Source organism: Metabacillus herbersteinensis (assembly GCF_042433335.1).
In the GTDB taxonomy this organism is placed as follows: domain Bacteria; phylum Bacillota; class Bacilli; order Bacillales; family Bacillaceae; genus Metabacillus; species Metabacillus herbersteinensis.
The window spans coordinates 286,693-307,050 of record NZ_JBHLVO010000003.1; the positions used below are offsets into that span (position 1 = coordinate 286,693).

General features: G+C 37.0%; 34 protein-coding genes. 29 read left to right on the forward strand and 5 right to left on the reverse strand.

What is annotated here, in order from left to right:
• Positions 1-462: 462 nt before the first annotated feature.
• From ACFFIX_RS06455 to ACFFIX_RS06470, 4 genes are all read right to left on the reverse strand, one after another.
• Positions 463-1,665 carry a tyrosine-type recombinase/integrase gene (locus tag ACFFIX_RS06455; protein WP_378931746.1) on the reverse strand — a complete coding sequence of 401 codons (1,203 nt, stop codon included), beginning with the start codon at positions 1,663-1,665 and terminating at the stop codon, positions 463-465.
• Between the two features lie 15 nt (positions 1,666-1,680).
• Positions 1,681-2,058 (reverse strand): hypothetical protein, encoded by a 378-nt coding sequence (locus ACFFIX_RS06460; RefSeq protein WP_378931748.1) that lies wholly within the window; start codon positions 2,056-2,058, stop codon positions 1,681-1,683.
• On the reverse strand, positions 2,058-2,669 hold the full coding sequence (locus tag ACFFIX_RS06465; protein WP_378931750.1) for an ImmA/IrrE family metallo-endopeptidase: 612 nt from the start codon (positions 2,667-2,669) through the stop codon (positions 2,058-2,060). Before ACFFIX_RS06465 ends, ACFFIX_RS06460 begins: the two co-directional genes overlap by 1 nt.
• A gap of 80 nt (positions 2,670-2,749) precedes the next feature.
• Positions 2,750-3,103, reverse strand: a complete 354-nt coding sequence (locus ACFFIX_RS06470; RefSeq protein WP_378931752.1) for a helix-turn-helix domain-containing protein — start codon at positions 3,101-3,103, stop codon at positions 2,750-2,752.
• Positions 3,104-3,241: 138 nt separating this feature from the next.
• On the opposite strand from ACFFIX_RS06470, the gene ACFFIX_RS06475 reads away from it, so the two are divergent.
• The 18 genes from ACFFIX_RS06475 to ACFFIX_RS06560 all read left to right on the forward strand — a co-directional run bounded on the left by ACFFIX_RS06475 (position 3,242) and on the right by ACFFIX_RS06560 (position 12,392).
• The gene (locus ACFFIX_RS06475) at positions 3,242-3,478 is read left to right on the forward strand and encodes a helix-turn-helix transcriptional regulator (RefSeq protein WP_378931756.1); all 237 of its coding nucleotides are present in this window, start codon (positions 3,242-3,244) and stop codon (positions 3,476-3,478) included.
• Between the two features lie 13 nt (positions 3,479-3,491).
• Positions 3,492-3,683: a helix-turn-helix domain-containing protein gene (locus tag ACFFIX_RS06480; RefSeq protein ID WP_378931758.1), complete on the forward strand. Its 192-nt coding sequence runs from the start codon at positions 3,492-3,494 to the stop codon at positions 3,681-3,683.
• Positions 3,683-4,381, forward strand: a complete 699-nt coding sequence (locus tag ACFFIX_RS06485) for a Rha family transcriptional regulator (RefSeq protein WP_378931760.1) — start codon at positions 3,683-3,685, stop codon at positions 4,379-4,381. The genes ACFFIX_RS06480 and ACFFIX_RS06485 overlap by 1 nt, the downstream gene beginning before the upstream one ends.
• A gap of 67 nt (positions 4,382-4,448) precedes the next feature.
• The gene (locus tag ACFFIX_RS06490; protein ID WP_378931762.1) at positions 4,449-5,015 is read left to right on the forward strand and encodes a helix-turn-helix domain-containing protein; all 567 of its coding nucleotides are present in this window, start codon (positions 4,449-4,451) and stop codon (positions 5,013-5,015) included.
• Positions 5,012-5,281 (forward strand): hypothetical protein, encoded by a 270-nt coding sequence (locus ACFFIX_RS06495; RefSeq protein ID WP_378931764.1) that lies wholly within the window; start codon positions 5,012-5,014, stop codon positions 5,279-5,281. The genes ACFFIX_RS06490 and ACFFIX_RS06495 overlap by 4 nt, the downstream gene beginning before the upstream one ends.
• A gap of 89 nt (positions 5,282-5,370) precedes the next feature.
• On the forward strand, positions 5,371-5,568 hold the full coding sequence (locus ACFFIX_RS06500; RefSeq protein ID WP_378931766.1) for a hypothetical protein: 198 nt from the start codon (positions 5,371-5,373) through the stop codon (positions 5,566-5,568).
• Between the two features lie 181 nt (positions 5,569-5,749).
• On the forward strand, positions 5,750-5,941 hold the full coding sequence (locus ACFFIX_RS06505) for an FmdB family zinc ribbon protein (protein ID WP_378931768.1): 192 nt from the start codon (positions 5,750-5,752) through the stop codon (positions 5,939-5,941).
• Between the two features lie 72 nt (positions 5,942-6,013).
• Positions 6,014-6,193: a YjzJ family protein gene (locus tag ACFFIX_RS06510; RefSeq protein WP_378931770.1), complete on the forward strand. Its 180-nt coding sequence runs from the start codon at positions 6,014-6,016 to the stop codon at positions 6,191-6,193.
• Positions 6,180-8,159: an AAA family ATPase gene (locus tag ACFFIX_RS06515; protein WP_378931772.1), complete on the forward strand. Its 1,980-nt coding sequence runs from the start codon at positions 6,180-6,182 to the stop codon at positions 8,157-8,159. Before ACFFIX_RS06510 ends, ACFFIX_RS06515 begins: the two co-directional genes overlap by 14 nt.
• Complete coding sequence (gene bet, locus ACFFIX_RS06520) at positions 8,159-8,896, forward strand: phage recombination protein Bet (RefSeq protein ID WP_378931774.1); 738 nt, start codon at positions 8,159-8,161, stop codon at positions 8,894-8,896. Before ACFFIX_RS06515 ends, bet begins: the two co-directional genes overlap by 1 nt.
• Positions 8,893-9,597: an MBL fold metallo-hydrolase gene (locus ACFFIX_RS06525; protein WP_378931777.1), complete on the forward strand. Its 705-nt coding sequence runs from the start codon at positions 8,893-8,895 to the stop codon at positions 9,595-9,597. The genes bet and ACFFIX_RS06525 overlap by 4 nt, the downstream gene beginning before the upstream one ends.
• Positions 9,598-9,764: 167 nt before the next feature.
• On the forward strand, positions 9,765-10,712 hold the full coding sequence (locus ACFFIX_RS06530) for a Lin1244/Lin1753 domain-containing protein (RefSeq protein WP_378931779.1): 948 nt from the start codon (positions 9,765-9,767) through the stop codon (positions 10,710-10,712).
• Between the two features lie 4 nt (positions 10,713-10,716).
• On the forward strand, positions 10,717-10,917 hold the full coding sequence (gene fbpA, locus ACFFIX_RS06535) for a Fur-regulated basic protein FbpA (protein ID WP_378931782.1): 201 nt from the start codon (positions 10,717-10,719) through the stop codon (positions 10,915-10,917).
• Positions 10,914-11,147 carry a hypothetical protein gene (locus ACFFIX_RS06540; RefSeq protein ID WP_378931784.1) on the forward strand — a complete coding sequence of 78 codons (234 nt, stop codon included), beginning with the start codon at positions 10,914-10,916 and terminating at the stop codon, positions 11,145-11,147. Before fbpA ends, ACFFIX_RS06540 begins: the two co-directional genes overlap by 4 nt.
• The gene (locus ACFFIX_RS06545; RefSeq protein WP_378931786.1) at positions 11,144-11,299 is read left to right on the forward strand and encodes a DUF6011 domain-containing protein; all 156 of its coding nucleotides are present in this window, start codon (positions 11,144-11,146) and stop codon (positions 11,297-11,299) included. Before ACFFIX_RS06540 ends, ACFFIX_RS06545 begins: the two co-directional genes overlap by 4 nt.
• Positions 11,299-11,715, forward strand: coding sequence for a RusA family crossover junction endodeoxyribonuclease (locus ACFFIX_RS06550; RefSeq protein ID WP_378931788.1), 417 nt, complete (start codon positions 11,299-11,301; stop codon positions 11,713-11,715). Before ACFFIX_RS06545 ends, ACFFIX_RS06550 begins: the two co-directional genes overlap by 1 nt.
• A gap of 3 nt (positions 11,716-11,718) precedes the next feature.
• Positions 11,719-11,871, forward strand: coding sequence for a hypothetical protein (locus ACFFIX_RS06555; protein WP_378931790.1), 153 nt, complete (start codon positions 11,719-11,721; stop codon positions 11,869-11,871).
• Positions 11,871-12,392 carry a dUTP diphosphatase gene (locus ACFFIX_RS06560; RefSeq protein WP_378931792.1) on the forward strand — a complete coding sequence of 174 codons (522 nt, stop codon included), beginning with the start codon at positions 11,871-11,873 and terminating at the stop codon, positions 12,390-12,392. The genes ACFFIX_RS06555 and ACFFIX_RS06560 overlap by 1 nt, the downstream gene beginning before the upstream one ends.
• 195 nt (positions 12,393-12,587) lie before the next feature.
• On the opposite strand, the gene ACFFIX_RS06565 is transcribed toward ACFFIX_RS06560, so the two are convergent.
• A complete protein-coding gene (locus tag ACFFIX_RS06565; RefSeq protein ID WP_378931795.1) occupies positions 12,588-12,806 on the reverse strand; it encodes a hypothetical protein in 219 nt (72 codons plus the stop codon).
• A gap of 125 nt (positions 12,807-12,931) precedes the next feature.
• Here ACFFIX_RS06565 and ACFFIX_RS06570 point away from each other — a divergent pair, with 125 nt between their 5' ends.
• The 11 genes from ACFFIX_RS06570 to ACFFIX_RS06620 all read left to right on the forward strand — a co-directional run bounded on the left by ACFFIX_RS06570 (position 12,932) and on the right by ACFFIX_RS06620 (position 20,354).
• Positions 12,932-13,117 (forward strand): hypothetical protein, encoded by a 186-nt coding sequence (locus ACFFIX_RS06570; RefSeq protein WP_378931797.1) that lies wholly within the window; start codon positions 12,932-12,934, stop codon positions 13,115-13,117.
• Between the two features lie 248 nt (positions 13,118-13,365).
• Complete coding sequence (locus tag ACFFIX_RS06575; RefSeq protein ID WP_378931799.1) at positions 13,366-13,566, forward strand: XtrA/YqaO family protein; 201 nt, start codon at positions 13,366-13,368, stop codon at positions 13,564-13,566.
• Positions 13,566-14,060, forward strand: coding sequence for a hypothetical protein (locus tag ACFFIX_RS06580; RefSeq protein WP_378931801.1), 495 nt, complete (start codon positions 13,566-13,568; stop codon positions 14,058-14,060). The genes ACFFIX_RS06575 and ACFFIX_RS06580 overlap by 1 nt, the downstream gene beginning before the upstream one ends.
• A 95-nt stretch (positions 14,061-14,155) precedes the next feature.
• On the forward strand, positions 14,156-14,338 hold the full coding sequence (locus ACFFIX_RS06585) for a hypothetical protein (protein WP_378931803.1): 183 nt from the start codon (positions 14,156-14,158) through the stop codon (positions 14,336-14,338).
• A 22-nt stretch (positions 14,339-14,360) separates the two neighbouring features.
• A complete protein-coding gene (locus tag ACFFIX_RS06590; RefSeq protein WP_378931806.1) occupies positions 14,361-14,858 on the forward strand; it encodes a sigma-70 family RNA polymerase sigma factor in 498 nt (165 codons plus the stop codon).
• 90 nt (positions 14,859-14,948) lie between these two features.
• On the forward strand, positions 14,949-15,161 hold the full coding sequence (locus tag ACFFIX_RS06595; protein ID WP_378931809.1) for a hypothetical protein: 213 nt from the start codon (positions 14,949-14,951) through the stop codon (positions 15,159-15,161).
• Between the two features lie 68 nt (positions 15,162-15,229).
• On the forward strand, positions 15,230-15,598 hold the full coding sequence (locus tag ACFFIX_RS06600) for a hypothetical protein (RefSeq protein ID WP_378931812.1): 369 nt from the start codon (positions 15,230-15,232) through the stop codon (positions 15,596-15,598).
• 79 nt (positions 15,599-15,677) lie between these two features.
• Positions 15,678-16,451, forward strand: a complete 774-nt coding sequence (gene terS / locus ACFFIX_RS06605) for a phage terminase small subunit (protein WP_378931940.1) — start codon at positions 15,678-15,680, stop codon at positions 16,449-16,451.
• Entirely contained in the window at positions 16,432-17,733 is a 1,302-nt protein-coding gene (locus ACFFIX_RS06610) for a PBSX family phage terminase large subunit (RefSeq protein WP_378931814.1), read from the forward strand. The genes terS and ACFFIX_RS06610 overlap by 20 nt, the downstream gene beginning before the upstream one ends.
• Positions 17,734-17,745: 12 nt before the next feature.
• Complete coding sequence (locus ACFFIX_RS06615; protein WP_378931817.1) at positions 17,746-19,251, forward strand: phage portal protein; 1,506 nt, start codon at positions 17,746-17,748, stop codon at positions 19,249-19,251.
• Positions 19,251-20,354, forward strand: coding sequence for a phage minor capsid protein (locus tag ACFFIX_RS06620; RefSeq protein ID WP_378931819.1), 1,104 nt, complete (start codon positions 19,251-19,253; stop codon positions 20,352-20,354). Before ACFFIX_RS06615 ends, ACFFIX_RS06620 begins: the two co-directional genes overlap by 1 nt.
• The last annotated feature ends 4 nt before the right edge of the window (positions 20,355-20,358 follow it).

Below are 20,358 nucleotides of genomic sequence, written 5' to 3' on the forward strand. Positions count from 1 at the left end.
TGAAAATATGTGAAGTATGTGGAAGAATGGAAGAAATCACTGAAGAAAAACATGATGTATACGGTGTGTGTAAAGAGTGTATAAACGATCGTCATGTAGATAACTTGGAGTAGGATACACTGTGAAAATTATATTGAATTCTAATTTTTTGAAGTTTACCTATTTGAATATGAAGATTGAAAGTAGAATGTGATAACAAACGACCACTGCGAATCAAATTTAAAAAAGACAAAGCCTCACTTCAATTTGAAGTGAGGCTTTGTCTTTTGCTTTTTTATGGAGACTAGGAGGATCGAACTCCTGACCTTTTGGCTGCCAGTGTAAATGACCCACTAGGAAGGGAACGGATGTTTGGAATTAAAACAAGTTGTATCAATGCTTTAATCTGTTTGATATAGGTAGAAGTATGATAGTTTTGGAAGGCTGTTGACGAATTTGGTCAACAAATCGTCAACAACTGAATTATTTTTCTATTAGTTGTTTCTTTGAAAATAAGTCATCGAGTTTGTTTGCTGCTTCTTGATCTGCCTTTTGAAGAGCATGACCATACGTGTCCATTGTGACACGTATGTCCGCATGCCCGAGTCTTTCGGAGATAATTTTCGCATGAACACCTTGATTAATTAAGAGGGTGGCAGATGTATGTCTTAGATCGTGGAGTCGGATATAACGGACTCCGGTTCGTTTTGTAAAACGTCCCCACCATGTTGTTGGTGTTGTAGGGTAAAAGTGCGTTCCATCCTCTTTACAAAATAACCATTCGTGATTATTTTCTATCCAATCTTCACCCATTTTCATTTTTTCCTTTTTCCAATGAAGATGATATTCCTTAAGTTCCTTAAGCACGTATTTAGGTAAAGAGACCAACCTTTTAGATTTTCTTGATTTAGGTCCTTTTAAAATAGGTCCGTTTTTTCCTTTGACGATTACTTGGTTAATAAAAATAGTCCCTTTTTCAAAGTCTACTCTGGACCATTCCAACCCCAACACTTCACTTCTTCTTAGTCCAGCTGCAAGCGCTAAAGATGTATATACTCTCCAGTGAAAAGGCTCATTTTGTACCAGTTCAAATAAAGACTCTACCTCAGTTTCATCATAGACGTTCACTTCATCTTTATTTAAGGAATTATCTTTAGGTTTTTTGACGCTTTCAACCGGATTTTCCTTGATAACCTTCCATTCCACTGCTCGCTTCAATATATTACGGATGGTCAAATACGCGTTTTGAGCTGTCCTGCTGGTAAGAGGTTTGTCCCTTCCATCAACTCTTTTGATCTGATCTAACATATTTATAATATGAATAGGCTTAATTTGATCTATCCTCATATGTCCCATGGTAGGTAAAATATGATTGTGTAAATGTGAAAGATATCCTACTAAGGTTGTTTCAGAAAGTTCTTTTACAGCGTACTTATTTTCCCATTCGATTACAAAGCTTTGTAGGGTCATTTTTTCCGGTGAAATATATTGTCCGGCTTCCACTTCTATTTTGAATGTGTGCAATTCTTTATCTAAAAAATCACGCAACTTCTTTGTTGTTTTCAGCAGTGCCTGATCTTCGATTCGAATTGTTTTTGTACGTTTATCACGTTTTCCATTTGCTTTATATCCAGCTTCAACTACTAAAAGAAATGCACTATCTCCACGTTTTTGTATACTTGCCAAACATCTCACCCTTTCCTAAATAAGTAAAAATGTTTTCTTTCTTTCGTTGGGTAGTAAACCTAAGACTTCCTCAATGTCAGGCATCTGAATAATAAACTGCTGCATGAACCAAGGATCAACACCATGTTCTAATATCCTTGCTTTTACGGTTTCTAGCCTGATGCCTAGTCTTGTAGGATTTACTCTATTGATTATCAAATCTTCCATGTAAATCGAGATAGCAGGCATAGAGTCGTCAAATTGATCTCGATCAAAGAATTCAAATGGTGCTATTACTTCGAAAAATAGTTTACTTTCACCCCAGTCAATATCTCCTTTTCTAAAGGTTAAAACGTACCAGTAGGGTGCTAATTCTCCATTTACATAGTCGTGGTATACTCGCTGTCTTGGCACTAGACCAACATCCCTTCTTTTGTATTCTTCTTATCTAGCTGTCTATGAAGCTTGTCCAAAATGGATTTGGTTTCATCTGAATAATTCTCGGGGTTTAATTTAGGATGCTTAGCGTTCATATAAATTCTGAACTCTTGATCTGACTTGGACCGTTGAATTTGGTTTCTATATTGAATAAGTCGCTTCTTAGCAAACTGTTCAGTTACTTTAAATGTTTTTGCTACAAACGGAATGCCATCAATAACGTTTGAAAAATTAGTTACTTCGTATTTTAGTAGCATGAAAGTTGGAATACAAAAGTGTAATGAAAAATTATCCGCCTGCCCCTCTTGATGTTTAAAAAATAACTCAGGCATGTTCAGTTGGTTTCCATAATGGCGAAGGATATGACATATTTCATGTGCAAAGTCATCCCATTGATCTTCTGGTGATAACCTCTTATCAAGTATTATCTCTCCTCTATATGTGCGGCTAGAAAACTCTTGAAACTCAACAGATAATCCTATACGTGCAGCAATCTCCATAAAATCAAGTTGATGAGGATGGAAAATCCCAATATTTTTGTAAAATTCTTTGATCCAATCCTCTAACAATGTTGTTTGATAATTCATAATTGCCCCCAATGAGAATGTATGTTCTGTTTAATGCTAAAAAGAAAAGGCCACATGACCTTGTTATTTGTCGATCTCCTTTATTTATCTTTATCTCTTTCCTTAATAAATTCCCAAAAGCGAATTAACTCTTCAATTTTTTCCTCAGGTGCTTCTTGTAGATCTTTAAAGAAGATTTGAGCTTTGGGATCTAATAATTCTTTCCACATCTCGTCACTGGAATTCGCTATTTCTTTTCCTGTGATTATGTAGTCAATTGACACATTGAAAAAATCAGAAAACTTTTGGAGTGTTTCGTAATCAGGTCTTCGTTCTGCTCGTTCATACATACTAATTGTACTTTCACTAAGGCCGAAGATTTCACCAAACTTTTTTTGCGATTCTATTTTTTTATTTTTCCTAAGTTTTCTTAATCTATCTCCATAATTGGACACTTTGCATCACCTATCATCAATAATAACACGATTTGTGCTAATTGGAATATTTTCGCACGATTAGTGTTGACAACACGAAATGTGCGGTGTAATATGTAACTATAGCAACACGAATTGTGCAGAAAGGAGGAGGGAATTTTGGATAGAGTTTTAATTGGTAAAAAACTTTTAAACCTTCGGGCTGAGAAATCACGCGAGTTGGTAGCAAATAAAGTCGGAATAAGTATTAGCGCCCTCCAAATGTATGAAAACGGCCAAAGAATACCTCGTGATGAAATTAAGATTAAATTAGCTAATTACTACAAAAAAAGTGTGCAAGAAATTTTTTTTAACCACAATACGCACAAAACGTGCGGAAATTCGAATACTGCCTAAAAGGAGGTACATCATGGGTAACAAAAAACTTACCGTCCAAGGTGTTGCTGAATACCTCGGAGTTCACCCTGACACTGTCTACACAATGGTAAGAGAAAAAGAAATTCCACATTTCAGGGTACGTCGTCGCATTTTGTTCAGTGTTGAAACAATTGATGCTTGGATACGTGATCAAGAATCTATTACATGCCAGGAGGCGATTTAATGAGCCAATTAGTTTTTATTGAAAATAACAAACCTGTTACCGACAGTCTTACAATCTCAGAAGTATTCGAAAAGCGTCACGATAGTGTTTTACGAGATATAGAAAACCAAATAGATAAATTAAATCAGTCTGGTGAACAAGAATTTTCACTCCACAACTTTGAGGAGTCAACTTACTCGAATGAACGAGGTCGTCAATATCGGAAGTACAACATGACAGAAGATGCATTTGCAATTGTAGTTATGTCTTATGTAACTCCTGAAGCAATGAGAATGAAAGTGAAATTTATTCAAGAGTTTAAGAAAATGCGTGACCATATCGAACAGAACAAAGTAAAGGTCCTAGATGAAAGACAAATGCGAATTGAAGCAATGAGATTAACAATCGAAACTGCTGAGAGACAAGATGAATTGCAAAAAACGATTGGTCATCATGACCGTAAAATTCTCGAACTAGAGCACAAGGTAGAAGAACAAATAACTCTTGATTATGGTGAACAACGCAGACTTCAAACAGGTGTGGCAACCAAAGTTTATGAAATCTGCAATGATCCAGATGTAAGACCAAAATACTTCCGTGAAATCTATCGTGAAATAAAAGATCGATTCGGTGTTGCAAGTTACAAAGATGTAAAACGAAAAGAATTACAATCCGCATTACGTTATATAGAAAGTTGGATTCCGCGTAAGGTTTCCTAAATCTTACCGGGTTCCTTCATATATAAAATAATACTACTAAAAACTGAATATATCAGGAGGAGAAATTATGGCGAACACACCATACGCGTTACACAACTTGAATGTAGAGATGAGAGACATTCGAATAGAAACAGGCTTTAGTCAATCAGCACTAGGGAATATCATCAACCGTACTCAAAAGCAGATGAGTGAAATTGAAAATGGATACGTTAATCCAACACCGGAATTAGCAATAAGGTGGTTTACAGCGTTAGGAGCATACGAGCACGCTGACATGGTTCATTACATATTTGGTCTACATCCATTGGCAACAGCACCAATTGATCCTCGTCTTAATGAAAATCTAGGTAGAGCTTTAATAAATCTTAGAAAGCAAATTGACCAGGCAAGAGTTGCTGTAGAAAACATCGAATGGTGGATGTCCAATTTAAGACCTGGAACTATTACAGATGTTCCGATAAAAGATTTTCAACAAATTTATGACTTAGTTCCAGCAAACAAAACTACATTATATGCATTGAATCGTGAGTTTGGAGTCGATTTGAAATCACTAGCTGATTCATGGACAGTGAAGTCATTTTCTACAAAAGTAGCAATGCCAAGGTACGAAGAAAGACAGACGGTGCTTGTATGAACAAAGAAAAGTACTTAATCCATGACTTGGATCAAGCAGAGAGAGAACACATTTGCGCTTATGATCTACTCACACGAATGGCAGCTGCCTTATATTACGAAGATTTGAAAGAAGCAAAACTATCAGCTGTAGATTTCCTGAATACGATCAAAGAAATAGAGAAACTACAATCTCGTAAAGTAAATCATGACAAATTAGTAAATGTAGCTAGGGAGTTATCACTGACGGGCATGGATGTAGCAATTATTCAAAGGAGTAGAGCATGAATATTTTAATCATTTACTTGTTTGCTCTGTTAGTTTTATCGCTTGGAGTTGTGTGGTTGGCAGTCGGAAACGAGTAGGAGGGTGAAGGAATGAGAATTAAACCTTATCGATATGGAATAAATAACTTATCCGTGGACCATGAAGAAAATATTGTTAGAGGTTTTGAAAATCCACCTGTGTCGTTAAAGAGTGAAAAAGAAATAGAGGATTATAGATTCGGTTACGAGATGGCTCTTATCAAATTAGGTTACGAAATCGTGGAAAGAGAAGAAAAAAATAAGCAGTAAGCTCTCGTAAGCTCACTGCTGCAGGTGAATATAGCGTAACTTCATTTTATCACTCTATTGGAGTGGTGGCAAGAACTCTTGTTCTTTCCATTGAGTCTTAGCGAGAGGGTTGATCCTCCCCTGTTTTCCTTCTTGCTAAGGCTGAATGGTGTGAATGAGCATCGGAAAGAGGTGAGTTAGTTTGGAATCGCATTTGTTTCATGTTTACGAGTGTGAGAGTTGTATTTTGACTTTTGCTGTTGAACAAGCTTTTGAGGATCATGCAGAAGTGGTTTGTCCTATTTGTAAAAGTGATGAGTCACTCAAAGATGTAGCATCCGGTGCTATGAAATTAGAACAAAATAAAAAGCCCACCAGGCGAGGTGAGCTTTAGGAATTCACTGATTAAATTACTTAACTATCATTCTAGTGGATTCCCTTCAAAAAATCAAATGGAGGTAAAAACATGATTGAAATTCCTTTCAATGAAACTGATCAACGTCGCTTAGTTCTAGCTGGCGGACAGATCACGATTAAAGCTAGCGGTATGCCAGTCTTTCAATTCTCTAGTAAGGAGCAATTTAACAAGTACGTTGCCTTAAAAAACAAATTGAATAGTGGAGGCCCTAAACATGCAGCAAATTAAACTACTTCAGCTTAACCTTAAGAATTTCAAAGGTGTTAACAATTTCACTTTGGATCTACAAGGTGAAAACGTAAAAGTGTACGGTGATAACGCTACTGGTAAGACTACATTATTCGATGGTTTCATTTGGCTCTTGTTTGATAAAGACAGCCAAAACAAAAAAGACTTTTCTATTAAGACTCTAAATAAAGTCGGAACTAATCTTCATGGGTTAGAACATGAAGTTGAAGGAATCTTTTTAATAAACGGAAAAGAATTCACCTTGCGTAAAGTATTTACTGAAAAGTGGACTAAGAAACGTGGTGCAGCTCAATCAGAATTTAGTGGCCATACAACAGATTACTTCATTGATGGAGTTCCTGCTAAGAAAAAGGAATTTACCGACAAAGTATCCGAGATCGTATCAGAGGATATATTCAAACTCCTAACTTCACCATCTTATTTTAATGATCAATTAAAGTGGCAAGATCGTAGAACAACCTTATTAGAAATTTGCGGTGACATTACAAACGAAGAAGTTATCAATGGTAATAACGCGTTGTCTAAACTACCAGGAATATTGAAAGGTCGTAGCATCGAAGATCATCGAAAAGTGATTGGTGCAAAGCGGACAGAGATTAATAAAGAACTAGATCGGATCCCTATTAGAATCGATGAGGTTCAAAGATCAACACCTGATCTTTCAGGGTTAGATGAACAAAGCCTTAATGATGAAATTACTTACTTGAAAAACGCAATTGTTGAAAAGGAACAAGAAATCAGCCGGATTCAATCAGGCGGTGAAATATCAAATAAAGAAAAACAACTTCGTGTAATTGAAGGAGAACTTATTCAATTAAAAAACGAGCACCAAATAGCATCACACGAAAAAGTAAATGGAAAACGAAGAGAGCTCTTTAATCTTCAAGGGGATCTTGATTCAATGCAGCATGACTTAAAGAGAAAAGAAAGACATATCTTCTCCAACCAAGATACAGTTTCTAGTCTTTTGAGAGATAAGGACCTTCTAACAAAAGAATGGCACTCAGTTAATAGTCGAGTTTTCGAGGATCATCATGATTCTAACTGTCCAACATGTGGACAAGCTCTTCCAGTTGAAGAAGTACAGGCGGCACATGATAAAGCTTTATCTTCATTCAATCTAAAAAAGGCTCATGAACTTGAGTCAATAACAAGCAGAGGAAAAGCAACTGCTGCAAAGATTCAGGATTACCAAGAACAAAATAAAGCATTAGAACAAGAATTACAAATACTTTCTGTCTCGATCACTGAAAAACAGGCATCCATAAATATTCTGGAAACTGAAATAAACGATCTTCAAAAAGATGTTAAAGACATCCAACTAGATCCTGTCTATAAAACCAAACTTAAGCAACAAGAGATAGTAAATGCAGAGATATTAGAGCTGAAAACGTCTGTTATTCAATCCTTATCAAATGCACGAGATGAGCTATCTAAGTTAAAGAATGAGATTAGTGCTCTAGAGCAAGATCGATCTAAATTCATTCAGGTAAAGCAAGCTGAGGTCCGTATTACAGAGTTACAGGATCAAGAAAAGGATCTTGCTCGTCAATTTGAGGATTTAGAACAACAGCTTTTCTTAACAGAAGAATTTATCCGTACTAAAGTGAATCTTCTGGAAGATAAGATCAATTCAAAATTCCGTTATGCACGCTTCAATTTATTTAAAACAAACATCAACGGTGGTTTAGAAGAGATCTGTGAAACTACATTCGATGGAGTCCCTTACTCAAGTGGTCTTAACAATGCAGCACGTATCAATGTAGGTCTTGATATTATCAATACTCTTTCTGAACACTATGGAGTTATCGCTCCAATCTTTGTAGACAATAGCGAAGCCGTCACTCAATTAATTGATGTTAACTCTCAGATCATAAGCTTAGTAGTTTCAGAAGCTGATAAAAAGCTCAGAGTCGAGTATGGAAACCATAAGGAGGCAATTTAATGAGTAATGATTTAATGACCAAGAGTGTTGAGTTTGAAGTCAATGGTGAGGCAGTAAAGTTATCTGGTTCGACAGTGAAGAACTACCTTGTACGAGGAAATGCAGAAGTAACAGAGCAAGAAATAGTCATGTTCATAAACCTCTGTAAGTATCAGAAATTGAATCCATTCCTAAATGAAGCATACCTAGTGAAATTTGGTTCCAATCCAGCTCAAATCATTGTTGGTAAAGAAGCCTTTATGAAAAGAGCTGAAACCAACGAAAAGTTTGATGGTCTAGAAGCTGGCATTATTGTAGAGCGAGCAGGAGAAATGAAAGATGTTGAAGGTGCTATAAAGCTCCCAACTGATACTTTAATCGGTGGTTGGGCTAAGGTATACCGATCAGATAGAAAATCTCCAATCACTGTTCGACTCAGCTATGAAGAATTCAATAAAAATCAGGCAACTTGGAAGCAGATGCCTCTCAATATGATTCGGAAAACAGCAATTGTTAATGCAATGCGTGAAGCCTTTCCTGGTAATTTAGGGAACTTGTATACAGAAGAAGAAACAGCGCAAGTAGGCAATGCTTCACCAGAAGAAGCAGTAAGGAAAGAAGTAAAAGAGAATGCCAACTCTGAAATTATTGATGTCGAATTTGAAGAAGTATCTGACAACAAGCCTCAACAAAAAAATCCTGAGCCACCAAAACAGCAAGAAAAACAATCAGCATTCTCTAGTGGTCCAGACTTTTGATTAAGATTACCGCACTTGCTTCAAGTAGTAAGGGGAACTGCTACCGGGTTACAGACGGTCATACCCCCCTTCTACTTGAATGCGGTATAAACTACCGAGAAATTCAAAAGGGCTTAAATTTTCAAATGTCTGAGGTTGCTGCTTGCCTAGTAACGCATGAGCATGGTGATCATTGTAAATCAATCAAGGACGTACTTAAAGCCGGTATCGATTGCTATATGTCCGCTGGAACTGCAGGAGCTATTAACATACAGCATCACAGAATAAAAACAGTTGAATCCAAGAAGCAGTTTAAGGTCGGGACATGGACCATATTACCGTTTGATGTACAACATGATGTATCAGAGCCTTTAGGGTTCTTACTCGCAAATGAAGCAGGAGAGAAGCTCTTATTCGCTACAGATACCTATTACATTCGATACAAATTCAAAGGTCTTACACACGTCTTAGTGGAGTGTAACTACTCAATGGAAATCTTAAATGAAAACATCATTAGTGGATCCATCCCAGCTGTTATGAAAAAACGTTTAATGAAATCACACTTTAGCTTAGAGAACGTCAAAGAATTCCTAAAAGAGAACGATCTATCAAACGTACAAGAGATATGGCTCCTGCATCTTAGTGATTCAAACAGTAATGCTGATCTATTTAAGAAAGAAATTATGGAACTGACAGGGAAGGTTGTATATGTCCCAGGATAGATTTGAAATTGATATACCTTGTTTTTATAGAAGTCTGGCCAATGGCAATGAAAAGCTATTTATTGAATACGTAAAGGGTTATATAGCTATCTATTATCCTGATTTAAAGCCAATAAAGACAAAGGACAACCACACCATTGTTGTATGCGAAAGGGAGGCGAGGTGATATGTCAAAAGAAGCTTACTATTTTTCACACGATAGTAACGCAAGGCATGATCCTAAAATCTTATCTATGAGAAGTGTATACGGATCTGAAGGATATGGTTGGTATTGGATCATTATTGAAATGTTAAGAGAACAAGAGAACCACAAAATAGAGATAACAAAATACGTATGGAATGCACTTGCAATGCAAACGCAATGCAACGCAGATGCAATGCAAAGCTATGTAGAAGATTGCATAAAAGAGTTCAAATTATTGAATTCTGATGGCGAGTTTTTCTGGTCTGATTCGCTTAACAGACGAATGGAATTGAAGAGTGATAAATCAGAAAAGGCAAGAAAGGCTGCTGAAGCAAGGTGGAATAAATCCAATAAAGACAAGGGTTCTACTAATGATGATGCAAAAACAAAACCTAGCAATGCAAATGCAATGCAAACGCATAGCGAACGCAATGCTATAAAGGAAAGGAAAGTAAAGGAAAGTAAAGTAAAAGAAATTAAAGATAAAAGATTAAAGGATGACGACACATCCGATATTATCCAGTCATTAATTGATAATCAAATCGTTCAACCAGGTGGATTAAATAAACAACTTTCAGATGATCTAAACGACATCTTTGAAAACTTTAGATTCACTGAACCAGAACAAGTAATCTTAGAAGCTATTAAATTCTCTGCAAGAGGAAACGGTAGAACCTGGCGGTTTGTATTTAACAAACTAGATCTTTGGCGCAAGCAAGGGATTAAGTCCGTTACAGATGCTACTAACTTTGAAAATAAGCCAAAAGGTAATACCCAAACTAGATTCGGAAAAGCTGTTCGAACTGAAAAGGAGCCTAAGTGGCTAAAGGAAACCGATACACAACATAAACAAACTCCTGAGGAACTGGCAGCATTCGAGGAAGAAAAAAGAAAGCTTGCTGAACGTATAAACAAATTTAAAAGTGGGTGATGAAATGAACGCACAAGCAAACCAACTCAGAAAAAGAGTCGAAGATCGAAAGAAATATTTGATAAACGAGCTTATCAAATACGGTTATACCAAAACACCTGATAAAAAGCAGCTGTATGAGCTGACACCTAGCGAATTAGAGCAGATTCATATAAATGTAAAATGTCAGTTTGGTAAAGAATTATCCAAAGAGGAAGGCGCATGAGAGGCAACCATATTGTTTTAAAAGGCTGGGATAAGATAGAGCTAGTTAAACGAATTCAAGATATGGAAAAGCGCGGTTATGTCTGTTTGTTTCCAATCAGTGAAGATACTAAGTCATCGAAGCTCTGGAATTATAGAAAATCAAACTATCAAGCGTATAGACGAGATTTCAAAGGCACTGTTGATCACACACTTTACATGGTGAAGATGGCAAGGGAGGAAACAGCATGAACTGTCCAGTCTGCAATCGTCCGTTAAAGAGCAAGAAAAGCATTGAGAGAGGTATTGGTCCTGTTTGTGAGGTAAAGGTCAAGAAACTCGAAAATGAGCCGCCTAAGGGGCAGTTATCCTTCGTTGAAGAGACTGTCTTGGTGATTAAGTAATGATTGAATTCACAATACCTGGTGAAGCCGTAGCACAAGGACGGCCGAGAGCTTCAGTCCAAAGAGGTAAAGTCCAAATGCGTGATCCTGAGAAGTCTAAGGATTTCAAAAGCTATGTGAAGTTACTTGCCTCACAGCATCGTCCATCTAAACTTCTTACCGGTCCGTTAGCTGTCGAACTAAGAGTGTACAAGCCTATCCTTCAAAGTTTCTCTAACAAGAAGAAATTAGAAGCAAAAGAAGGCATTTTAAGACCTGTGACAAAGCCCGATCTTGATAACCATGCAAAAGGTGTTCTGGATGCTATGAACAAGATCATTTACAACGATGATTCTCAAATTGTTACTTTGCTAGTTAGCAAGTTTTATAGCGATTATCCGAGAGTTGAGGTCTTTATTAAGGAGTTGGAGGGTTAAATGATGGAAGATAAAGAATTAACAAGTTTCTTCGTAACACAATATCTAGATAAAGACGATAAGGTGCAAAAATTAGAAAAAGAACTTAAACAACTGAAAGAGGAAAACGGAAAATTGAAAAATCCTCAATTGTGGACTAACGATGGTGATCTGTGATGAACGTCAAAATTAAACGATTATCAGAACATGCAGTGATTCCTAAATATGCGAAACAAGGTGATTCAGGCTTTGATCTAGTTGCCATAAAAGATGTAATTATCGAACCTGGTGAAACAAAGAAAATTCCTGTTGGACTAGCTTTTGAGATTCCAGAAGGATATGAGTTGCAGATCAGGCCAAGATCAGGGATTACTTCTGAAACTAAATTACGTGTTCAATTTGGGACTGTAGATAGTGGATACCGTGGAGAAGTAAGTGTAACAGTTGATAACATCGAACACGTTAGATACTCATCTCAACCTCGAATAATGCAAGGGATTTTTGCCGGGGACAATGATTTTAACGTTGTTAAACCAACTTTAACACATTTTCCGAAAGTTAATAAAGGTGATCGAATTGCTCAAGGTGTTATAGCTCCAGTGATCCAAGCGACATTCGAAGAAACGAACGAACTGAATGAAACCGAACGTGGAGAAAACGGTCATGGATCAACTGGTATTAAAGAGAGGGACTGCTAATGGACCATCCAATGTTGTTAGTTATGTGGGCTTTTAGCATAGCAGGGACGATCTTATTAGCTGAGTGCCAGTGGAGGAATCGGAAGGAGTAATCACAGTTTGTATTAGGTTTCCCAGATTGGAGGTTTCCAGTAAAACAAAAAAATAAAGAAAATTAATGCCCCCTAAAAGGCTGGCATTAATTTTTAGAAAGAATTATAGCTTACTTCTAATTTCTTCTGGAAGGAAAGCCTTTAGATCAGATGCAGATTTTTTTTGTAATGTATTTGCTAAAGTATAATACTTTGCAAAAATTTCACTTATATCCTCTGCTTCAACCACTGATTTCTGTTGATGCATTGTTAAAAGTTCCATTGCTACATCAAATGCATTTCTTTGAATTGGTGTTGGGGAAACTGTAATGTTTTCTGCCATGTATTCCACCTCCTTCATGAATTTAATAATTCGACAAAGAAGTGGAAAATCCTACAAACTATACAAACAAAATAAGCATTGTGTTTCGGCATCGACGAAAATTGTGACATAGGAGGAATGGAAAGATGGAAGGACAATGGACGTATTCGAGTTTGGATATTGAATGGGTAAATGATACTTACGATACAAAGGAAGAAGCCATAGAATCAGCTAAAGAACGTTTTGAAGATGGTTGTGTTATTGGGCAACTAGAACATAAACATAGTGTAAATTACAAGGTTATTAACCAAGAAACAGTAACGTTCAGTTAATGCGGATTTCGAGTAAAATACGAAATAAAAAAAGCCAGGAGGCACCCTGACTTTAAAAAAGCATACTTATTATAGCACCAAGTATACCTAACAAAGTTACGTATACTGCTACAGAAACGAAACGACCAGTAAAATTCACTGTGTATACCTCCAATATTAACTTCTTAACAGTATATACGGACAAGCTATTAAAAAGATTCATAATAATATAGATTTCTCCAAAAATAATACCACAGGGAGGGATCATGGTGAGACTAAAAGAACTAAAAATAAATCCTAGTACAATGAAACCGGAGATTGATATAATGGAACATAAAGGAAGCTTTGCTATCGTCGTTTGTGATGGACAAGCTCGAATTACAGAGTTACCTAACCATGGGGAGACCAAGATCATTACACATCAAGGCAAGGTGAAACGCGTTAAGTTTGATGAGGGGGAAGATTTTTAGTGGATTGGCAACAGATTGGATTAAGTTCTATTAGTTCAGCTATAGGTGCGCTTTTTGGAGGAATAATTGCCTTTTTAATAGCACGTTATCAGATTAAAAGACAAGACAAAAAAGAGCTTTTAAGACAAAAAGAATCAGAGGAAAAATCTAAATCCTTATTTACTGGCAGTACTTATAAATGCAAAGATTTGATTACACAGATAATGATTTTAGTTGATAATAATTTTAAAGACTATGAAGATGTACGTAAGTATGACGCATATAATAAACAAATTATTGATGTAAAAATGGATATCAAGCAACTTCTAGTATCAGAAAAACAATTTCTTAGCAGTAATGATATCGGAAGTATTACCCTAATCACTATTATTTTAGATGACTTCTTGGACGAAACCTACAATTTTTTGCATTCGGAATTTAGCAAAAGAAAGATTTTAAATGACAAAATTTGTGAACGTTATGAAGAATTAAATGTTTATTTAAATAAATTCTAGTTCTACCAGCCATCTGGAGGACACTGATCTTTACACAGTACATCTGTGTGTTGATTGGTGTCCTCTTTTTATTTGTCAAAAAGGAGAGGTTGTACATGAATCCTAGTTTACAAGATCAATTGAAACAATGGGAGCAGGACCATATAGAAGTGAAACAGCAGCAGAAAAAGAAACCACCTACAAAGAAAAAGGACAAGCTGTCTGACAGTGATCTGCGCTATTTGATGGGTACGAACAGACAAACATTACATCGTGGTCGTGGTGGAGCTTTGAAATAAATAGATAAAGGGAGCTGATCATGTGAGAAAATTAATTTATGAATATAAACAATCCTTACGTTTGGCCAGAAGAATGAAAAGAAATATTGAAAAGATCGATAATCAAACAGAACAAGATCAACTAGATAATTCATTGATTAATAGCATGATCAGCGACCTAGAATTTAGTATTGAGTGGCTCGAAACAGGAAGAAGACCTGGAGCAATGCGTGGAGCAGATAAAGTCGATGTGTATGTAACCGATGCCCAAATGTTAGATAAGCTTGAGGTACAGCGTGTGGTTGTCGCTCCATCTGAGGATCTAACATCTGATTATCAAAATGAATTGATTGAGGATGCACTATGTATGCTTACCAGAAGAGAAAGAGATGTGTTTACTTTAATTAGAGCAGAAGGACTTTCATTTGAAAACACAGCAGAACTGTTAGGGGTAACAAAAAGCTCGGTTCAGACTTATTTAGATAGAGCAGAAAAGAAGATTCATAGAAGAAAAGATGAGAGCCTATTCTTAGTTTCGTGAAGAAGGCTTTTTTTGTCGTACAAATGATGTATATATAGAGGAATACTTCTCCTTTTGTCGAAATGAGTAGGCAGAAGTGAGGTGATATGAATGAAATTAGCAATGAAATTCAATGATGGTATAGTAGCAACTATTGAAGATTTTGGAGATATGCCTTTGATACAAGAAGGGGATTTCTTGGAAAATCTTAAATTAATAAAAGAGAATGATGGTCCTATTGATTTAGTGGAATCTTCATCAGGTTCTGAAGATATTCACAAAACAGGAAAAGACCTAGTTTCTGTCGAGATAATATTTGATTAAGTTAAGAGGCATCCTTCGGGGTGCTTTTTAATTGAAGGAATAAATATTAGCAAAAGGAGTTGATGTTGTTGAAAGAAAATTTTAACTATAAAGAAATGTCACTTGAGCTATTAACAACATATAAGAATAAAGCAGATGAGCTTTTTGAAAGAACTACAAAAGGAATATCGAATCATGAATTATCTGAGGTCAAAGAAGGGTACAAGCAGTTAAAGGATTTCCTTAAAGAAGAAGAAAAAAGATTGAAAAGTTATGAAACATTAAAAGAATTCAGAGCCTTTGTATTACCTGCTTTACAGGACATGTTACATAATTCTAATTTACTTCCAGTAAACCATGTTTCAAAGGGAAATATTGATAAGTTACAACATTCTTTGTACAACATAAGTGACTATGCTGGATATTGGTATCAGCAACTAAAAGGGTATAATGGTTAAGTGAAAAAGCGCCTTCTCTAAGGTGCTTTTTTTCTTGTCCAAAACAAACACGATTTCGATGGGGGTTGGTGGTGGTGTAGTGACTGCAGATCACAAGAAAGCGGAGAAAGATTATCTTAAAGGAATGAAATATAAAGAAATTGCTGAAAAGCATGGTGTCTCAATTAACACGGTAAAGTCTTGGAAACAACGTCATGGCTGGATAAGAAATAAGGGTGCACCCTATGAAAAAAGTATGCACACAAAAAAGGGTGGACAACCAGGCAATAAGAACGCTATAGGTAACAAAGGCGGCTCTGCCCCTCCTGGCAACCAAAACGCAAGCACTCACGGATTCTTCTCTAAATTCCTTCCTGCTGAAACTTTAGAAATAATGGAGTCAATGCAAGAGAGATCGGCAGCTGATTTGATTTACGATCAGATTCAGATTCAATATGCTGCTATTATCCGTGCTCAGCAAATCATGTTTGTTACTGACAAGAATGAAATGATTAAAGAGCTAAAAAAAGAGAAAACGGAAATGGAGAACAGTAAAGATAGGGATGGGAACATCGAATCGATTCCTACTTTTGTTGAACGTGAGTATGAATTCCAATTCGCTTGGGATCGTCACGCTACTTTCATGAATGCCCAATCTCGAGCCATTTCTACATTACAGAGCTTGATAAAACAGTTTGATGGATTAGCACATGACGAGGACGAAAGACGTCTTAAACTTGAACAGATGCGCTTGAATATCGATAAGACGAAAGCTGAGATTAAAGATGAAGTATACACTGGTAGTCGTGTCATTATCGTTAATAACAAAGAAGCAATGAGGAAGGCGATGGAAAATGACAACAAAAACAGTTGATGTCATGGACCTGATGAATACTAACTTTTACTCTTTATGGCTGGCCGAACCTTCTCATGTTGTGGCAAAAGGTGGACGTTCTTCCATGAAGTCGTCCGTTATCTCTTTAAAGCTTGTTACAGACTTTTTAGAGGATGAGCAAGGCAATGTTGTTTGTCTAAGGAAAGTCGGTAAGTATCTCTCAACTTCCATCTATGAACAAATCAAATGGGCCATATATTTACTTAAAGTTGAAGATGAGTTCTACTTTGGTAAATCGCCTTTGCTAATACGTCATAAAGCTACTAATACAGCTTTTTACTTCTATGGATGTGATGATCCTATGAAGCTCAAATCAGCTAAGATTGCAAAAGGATATGTAATGGCTCTGTGGTATGAAGAAGCTGCTGAATTTGCTGGTGTAGAGGATATTGATATCGTTGAGGATACATTCATCCGTCAAGAGATCGAGGGAAAAGAAGTTAAAGTCTATTTCTCTTACAATCCTCCACGAAATCCATATAGTTGGATCAATGAGTGGCTTGATGGAAAAGCAGGGGATGATGACTACTTTATCCATCATTCAACGTACTTGGATGACAAGAAGGGCTTCCTATCCGAGCAGATGATACGGAAGATCGTGAAGTACAAAGAGAACGACGAGGACTATTGGCGGTGGATGTATAACGGTGAGGTTATCGGTCTAGGTGATATGGTTTATAACATGGCTCACTTTAAACTAATCAACGAGTTACCTAAAGATGACGACATTATCCTGATCGATATTGCGATTGATACAGGGCACCAGGTATCGGCGACAACTTATCTAGCCCTTGCATTCACTAAGAAACAGAATGTTATTTTATTAGATACGTATTATTACAGTCCTGAAAACAAAGTCGTAAAGAAGGCACCAAGTGAATTGTCTGTTGAGTTAAAAGAATGGATGGACAAACAAACTGCAAAGTACAACCGGTTCTTTGATCAACAAACGATCGACTCTGCAGAAGGAGCTATAAGAAACCAGTTCTTTAAAGATTTTGGTATTCGCCTTCATCCAGTAGCCAAGAAAAAGAAAATAGATATGATTGACAACGTCCAAGACTTATTAGCTCAGGGGCGTTTTTTCGTGTTGGATACTCCTGCAAACCAGATATTCATTACTGAACACAGGAAATATCAGTGGGATGTTGATACATTGCAAACTGATGATCCTAAGATTATTAAGATCGATGACCACACATGTGATGCTTTCCAGTATTACGTCCAAGATAATTTAAGGAAATTAGGATTGAAATATTAAGGCGGTGACAACATGTTCAAAAACCTAATCGCCAAGATAAGGCAGGTGATGTACAAAATGGGATTAGTTAAGGGGATTCAGAAGCTCTCAGATAAGCGTGATATTCCCGTTAATGACGAGATGTATGAGCTTATTGAAATGTGGAAGTCAATCTATGCAGGGTACTATAAGGACTGGCATGACACATCATATATGACAGTTAACGGCAAGAAACAACGCAAAAGAGCTTCCATGAGAATGGCAAAGGTTGCTTCTCAGAAGATGGCTACTCTAATTTTCAATGAGAAATGTGAGATTAATATTTCAGATGAAACACTGGAAAAAACCATTAAAGAGGTTCTTAAAGAAAATAAGTTTAATCGAGAGTTTAGGAGATACCTTGAATATGGTTTTGCTCTTGGTGGTATGGTCATGAAAGCATATTACGAAGATGAAAAGATCAAAGTATCCTACACCACTGCAGATTGTTTCATTCCTTTAGCGTGGGATAATTTTAGAATCACAGAAGGAGTATTCGTCAGCACGTTCAGAAAAGGCGATAAGCGTTATACACATCTCGAATGGCATATATGGGAAGATAGCAATTACATTGTCAGAAATGAGCTGTATGAAAGCCAAAACGATAACGAGATAGGTATTAAGGTGCCACTAGAAACACATTTCGATGGATTGGAAGAAGAAATTACATTCAACGCTATCCAGAAGACAATATTTGTGTACTTCAAGCCCAACATAGCAAACAACTTTGACACAAATTCACCTATGGGTATTTCCATCTTTGCAAATGCTTTAGATACACTTAAATCTCTAGATATTGCCTTTGACAGCTTCCAACGTGAGTTTGCACTCGGTAAGAAACGAATTATTGTTCCTGATTCAGCTGTTAAAACAGTCGTTGATCCTGCTACTGGACAATTAACCCGTTACTTTGATGCTGATGATGAAGTATACGAGGCTATGAATCTCGGTATGGATAATGCAGATATAAAAGACATATCTGTTGAATTACGTGTTACCGAACATGTTTCAGCTATCAACGCACTGCTAAACATCTATGCTATGCAAATTGGATTCAATGCCGGGACCTTCACTTTCGATGGTATTGGTGTGAAAACTGCTACTGAAGTCGTTTCAGAGAACAGTGAAACATTCCGGACGAAACAGGATCATGAAACAAATGTTGAAGCAGCCATTCAAGAATTAGTTGATGCGATTATTGAAATTGCAGATGCATTCAGCGTATTCCCTCGTCCTGCTGAATATGAAGTATCTGTTGCTTTTGATGATTCGATTGCAGAAGATCAGAGTGCAGAGATAGCCAAGCAGATTCAACTTGTTTCGAGTGGATTGAATAGTAAGGTTAGAGCGATCATGAAGATTCATGGACTAACTGAACCAGAAGCAGAGGAACTATTGAAGATTATTCAAGGAGAACAAGCCACTGCGTTGACTGAAAGCATTGACTTGTTCGGGATGAATAAAAAGCCACCTGAGAAAAAACAGGCAGATGATGAGTGATGGATCCTCTTAAACAACAACAATTAGCAATGCCAACTGTTGAGGTTTTTCTATCAATCGAAGAGCAGCTGCTTATCAATATAGCGAAGCAGTTAAGTAAACATAAATCATTGCTAACAGAGGATGATATTGTTTCGTGGCAGACTGAACAACTTTCAATGCTTGGTCAACTTACCCAGCAGAACATTATCGCTATTGCAAAACACTCTGGTATGGCTGTTGATGAAGTCACAAAGGCTCTTGAACAAGCAGGATATAGCACTGTGGAAGAAGGTGAGGAAGACTTACAAGCAGCTGTTGCTTTAGGTTTGCTCATTGCTCCACCTAGCATTGAATCTAGCCAGGCATTGCAAGAAGTTATTTCTGCCTTCCAAGAACAAGCTATTGATTCATTCAACCTGATAAATACGACCATGCTACAGCAATCACAGCAAGTGTATTTAGACATTGTTAATCAAACGGTAGGTAAAGTATTAGCTGGCACCCAAACACCACAGCAGGCACTTAGAGAGTCTGTTGAGAAGTGGGCTCATAAAGGTGTTCCTGCTCTTATCGATAAAGCAGGGAAACGATGGTCCACTGAAGCTTATTTGAATGCGGTCATGCGATCTACTGTAAATAATGTTGCTAATGAAATGCAAGATGCAAGGATGGATGATTACGGAGTTGATCTAACCGAGGTTTCTTCACATATGGGTGCTAGACCTGGTTGTGCACCATATCAAGGGCGTATCTATTCGAAAAGCGGTACCCATCCTAAATATCCTCCGCTTAGTTCAACAACGTATAGACAAGCCAGTGGATTGTTTGGAATCAATTGCAGGCATGTTAAGTACCCTTATATTGAAGGTGTTTCCAGAAAGACGTACAAGCCATATGACGAAGAAAAGAACCGTAAAGAATACGAGGAAAGCCAACAACAGAGATTGCTAGAAAGAAATATTCGTGCTGCTAAACGTGAGCTTCACATGATGCAAGCTATGGGCGATGACGTTGGTCTTAAAATAGCCAAGCAAAGAGTTAGGGATCGTCAAGCTGAGATGAGGGAGTTCATTGAAGCTACTGAAAGAACACGTAATAGACCACGAGAACAATTGTATTAGGAGG

Bases quoted from the DNA above. Each gene is read 5' to 3' on its own strand.
- ACFFIX_RS06555 (WP_378931790.1), top strand. From the start codon at position 11,719: ATGGAAGATAAAGAATTAACAAGTTTCTTCGTAACACAATATCTAGAT.
- ACFFIX_RS06620 (WP_378931819.1), top strand. From the start codon at position 19,251: ATGGATCCTCTTAAACAACAACAATTAGCAATGCCAACTGTTGAGGTT.
- ACFFIX_RS06595 (WP_378931809.1), top strand. From the start codon at position 14,949: ATGAAATTAGCAATGAAATTCAATGATGGTATAGTAGCAACTATTGAA.
- fbpA (WP_378931782.1), top strand. From the start codon at position 10,717: ATGAACGCACAAGCAAACCAACTCAGAAAAAGAGTCGAAGATCGAAAG.
- ACFFIX_RS06570 (WP_378931797.1), top strand. From the start codon at position 12,932: ATGGAAGGACAATGGACGTATTCGAGTTTGGATATTGAATGGGTAAAT.
- bet (WP_378931774.1), top strand. From the start codon at position 8,159: ATGAGTAATGATTTAATGACCAAGAGTGTTGAGTTTGAAGTCAATGGT.
- ACFFIX_RS06495 (WP_378931764.1), top strand. From the start codon at position 5,012: ATGAACAAAGAAAAGTACTTAATCCATGACTTGGATCAAGCAGAGAGA.
- ACFFIX_RS06465 (WP_378931750.1), bottom strand. From the start codon at position 2,669: ATGAATTATCAAACAACATTGTTAGAGGATTGGATCAAAGAATTTTAC.
- ACFFIX_RS06565 (WP_378931795.1), bottom strand. From the start codon at position 12,806: ATGGCAGAAAACATTACAGTTTCCCCAACACCAATTCAAAGAAATGCA.
- ACFFIX_RS06500 (WP_378931766.1), top strand. From the start codon at position 5,371: ATGAGAATTAAACCTTATCGATATGGAATAAATAACTTATCCGTGGAC.
- ACFFIX_RS06610 (WP_378931814.1), top strand. From the start codon at position 16,432: ATGACAACAAAAACAGTTGATGTCATGGACCTGATGAATACTAACTTT.
- ACFFIX_RS06585 (WP_378931803.1), top strand. From the start codon at position 14,156: ATGAATCCTAGTTTACAAGATCAATTGAAACAATGGGAGCAGGACCAT.
- ACFFIX_RS06560 (WP_378931792.1), top strand. From the start codon at position 11,871: ATGAACGTCAAAATTAAACGATTATCAGAACATGCAGTGATTCCTAAA.
- ACFFIX_RS06540 (WP_378931784.1), top strand. From the start codon at position 10,914: ATGAGAGGCAACCATATTGTTTTAAAAGGCTGGGATAAGATAGAGCTA.
- ACFFIX_RS06550 (WP_378931788.1), top strand. From the start codon at position 11,299: ATGATTGAATTCACAATACCTGGTGAAGCCGTAGCACAAGGACGGCCG.
- ACFFIX_RS06545 (WP_378931786.1), top strand. From the start codon at position 11,144: ATGAACTGTCCAGTCTGCAATCGTCCGTTAAAGAGCAAGAAAAGCATT.
- ACFFIX_RS06510 (WP_378931770.1), top strand. From the start codon at position 6,014: ATGATTGAAATTCCTTTCAATGAAACTGATCAACGTCGCTTAGTTCTA.
- ACFFIX_RS06515 (WP_378931772.1), top strand. From the start codon at position 6,180: ATGCAGCAAATTAAACTACTTCAGCTTAACCTTAAGAATTTCAAAGGT.
- ACFFIX_RS06485 (WP_378931760.1), top strand. From the start codon at position 3,683: ATGAGCCAATTAGTTTTTATTGAAAATAACAAACCTGTTACCGACAGT.
- ACFFIX_RS06615 (WP_378931817.1), top strand. From the start codon at position 17,746: ATGTTCAAAAACCTAATCGCCAAGATAAGGCAGGTGATGTACAAAATG.
- ACFFIX_RS06490 (WP_378931762.1), top strand. From the start codon at position 4,449: ATGGCGAACACACCATACGCGTTACACAACTTGAATGTAGAGATGAGA.
- ACFFIX_RS06530 (WP_378931779.1), top strand. From the start codon at position 9,765: ATGTCAAAAGAAGCTTACTATTTTTCACACGATAGTAACGCAAGGCAT.
- ACFFIX_RS06480 (WP_378931758.1), top strand. From the start codon at position 3,492: ATGGGTAACAAAAAACTTACCGTCCAAGGTGTTGCTGAATACCTCGGA.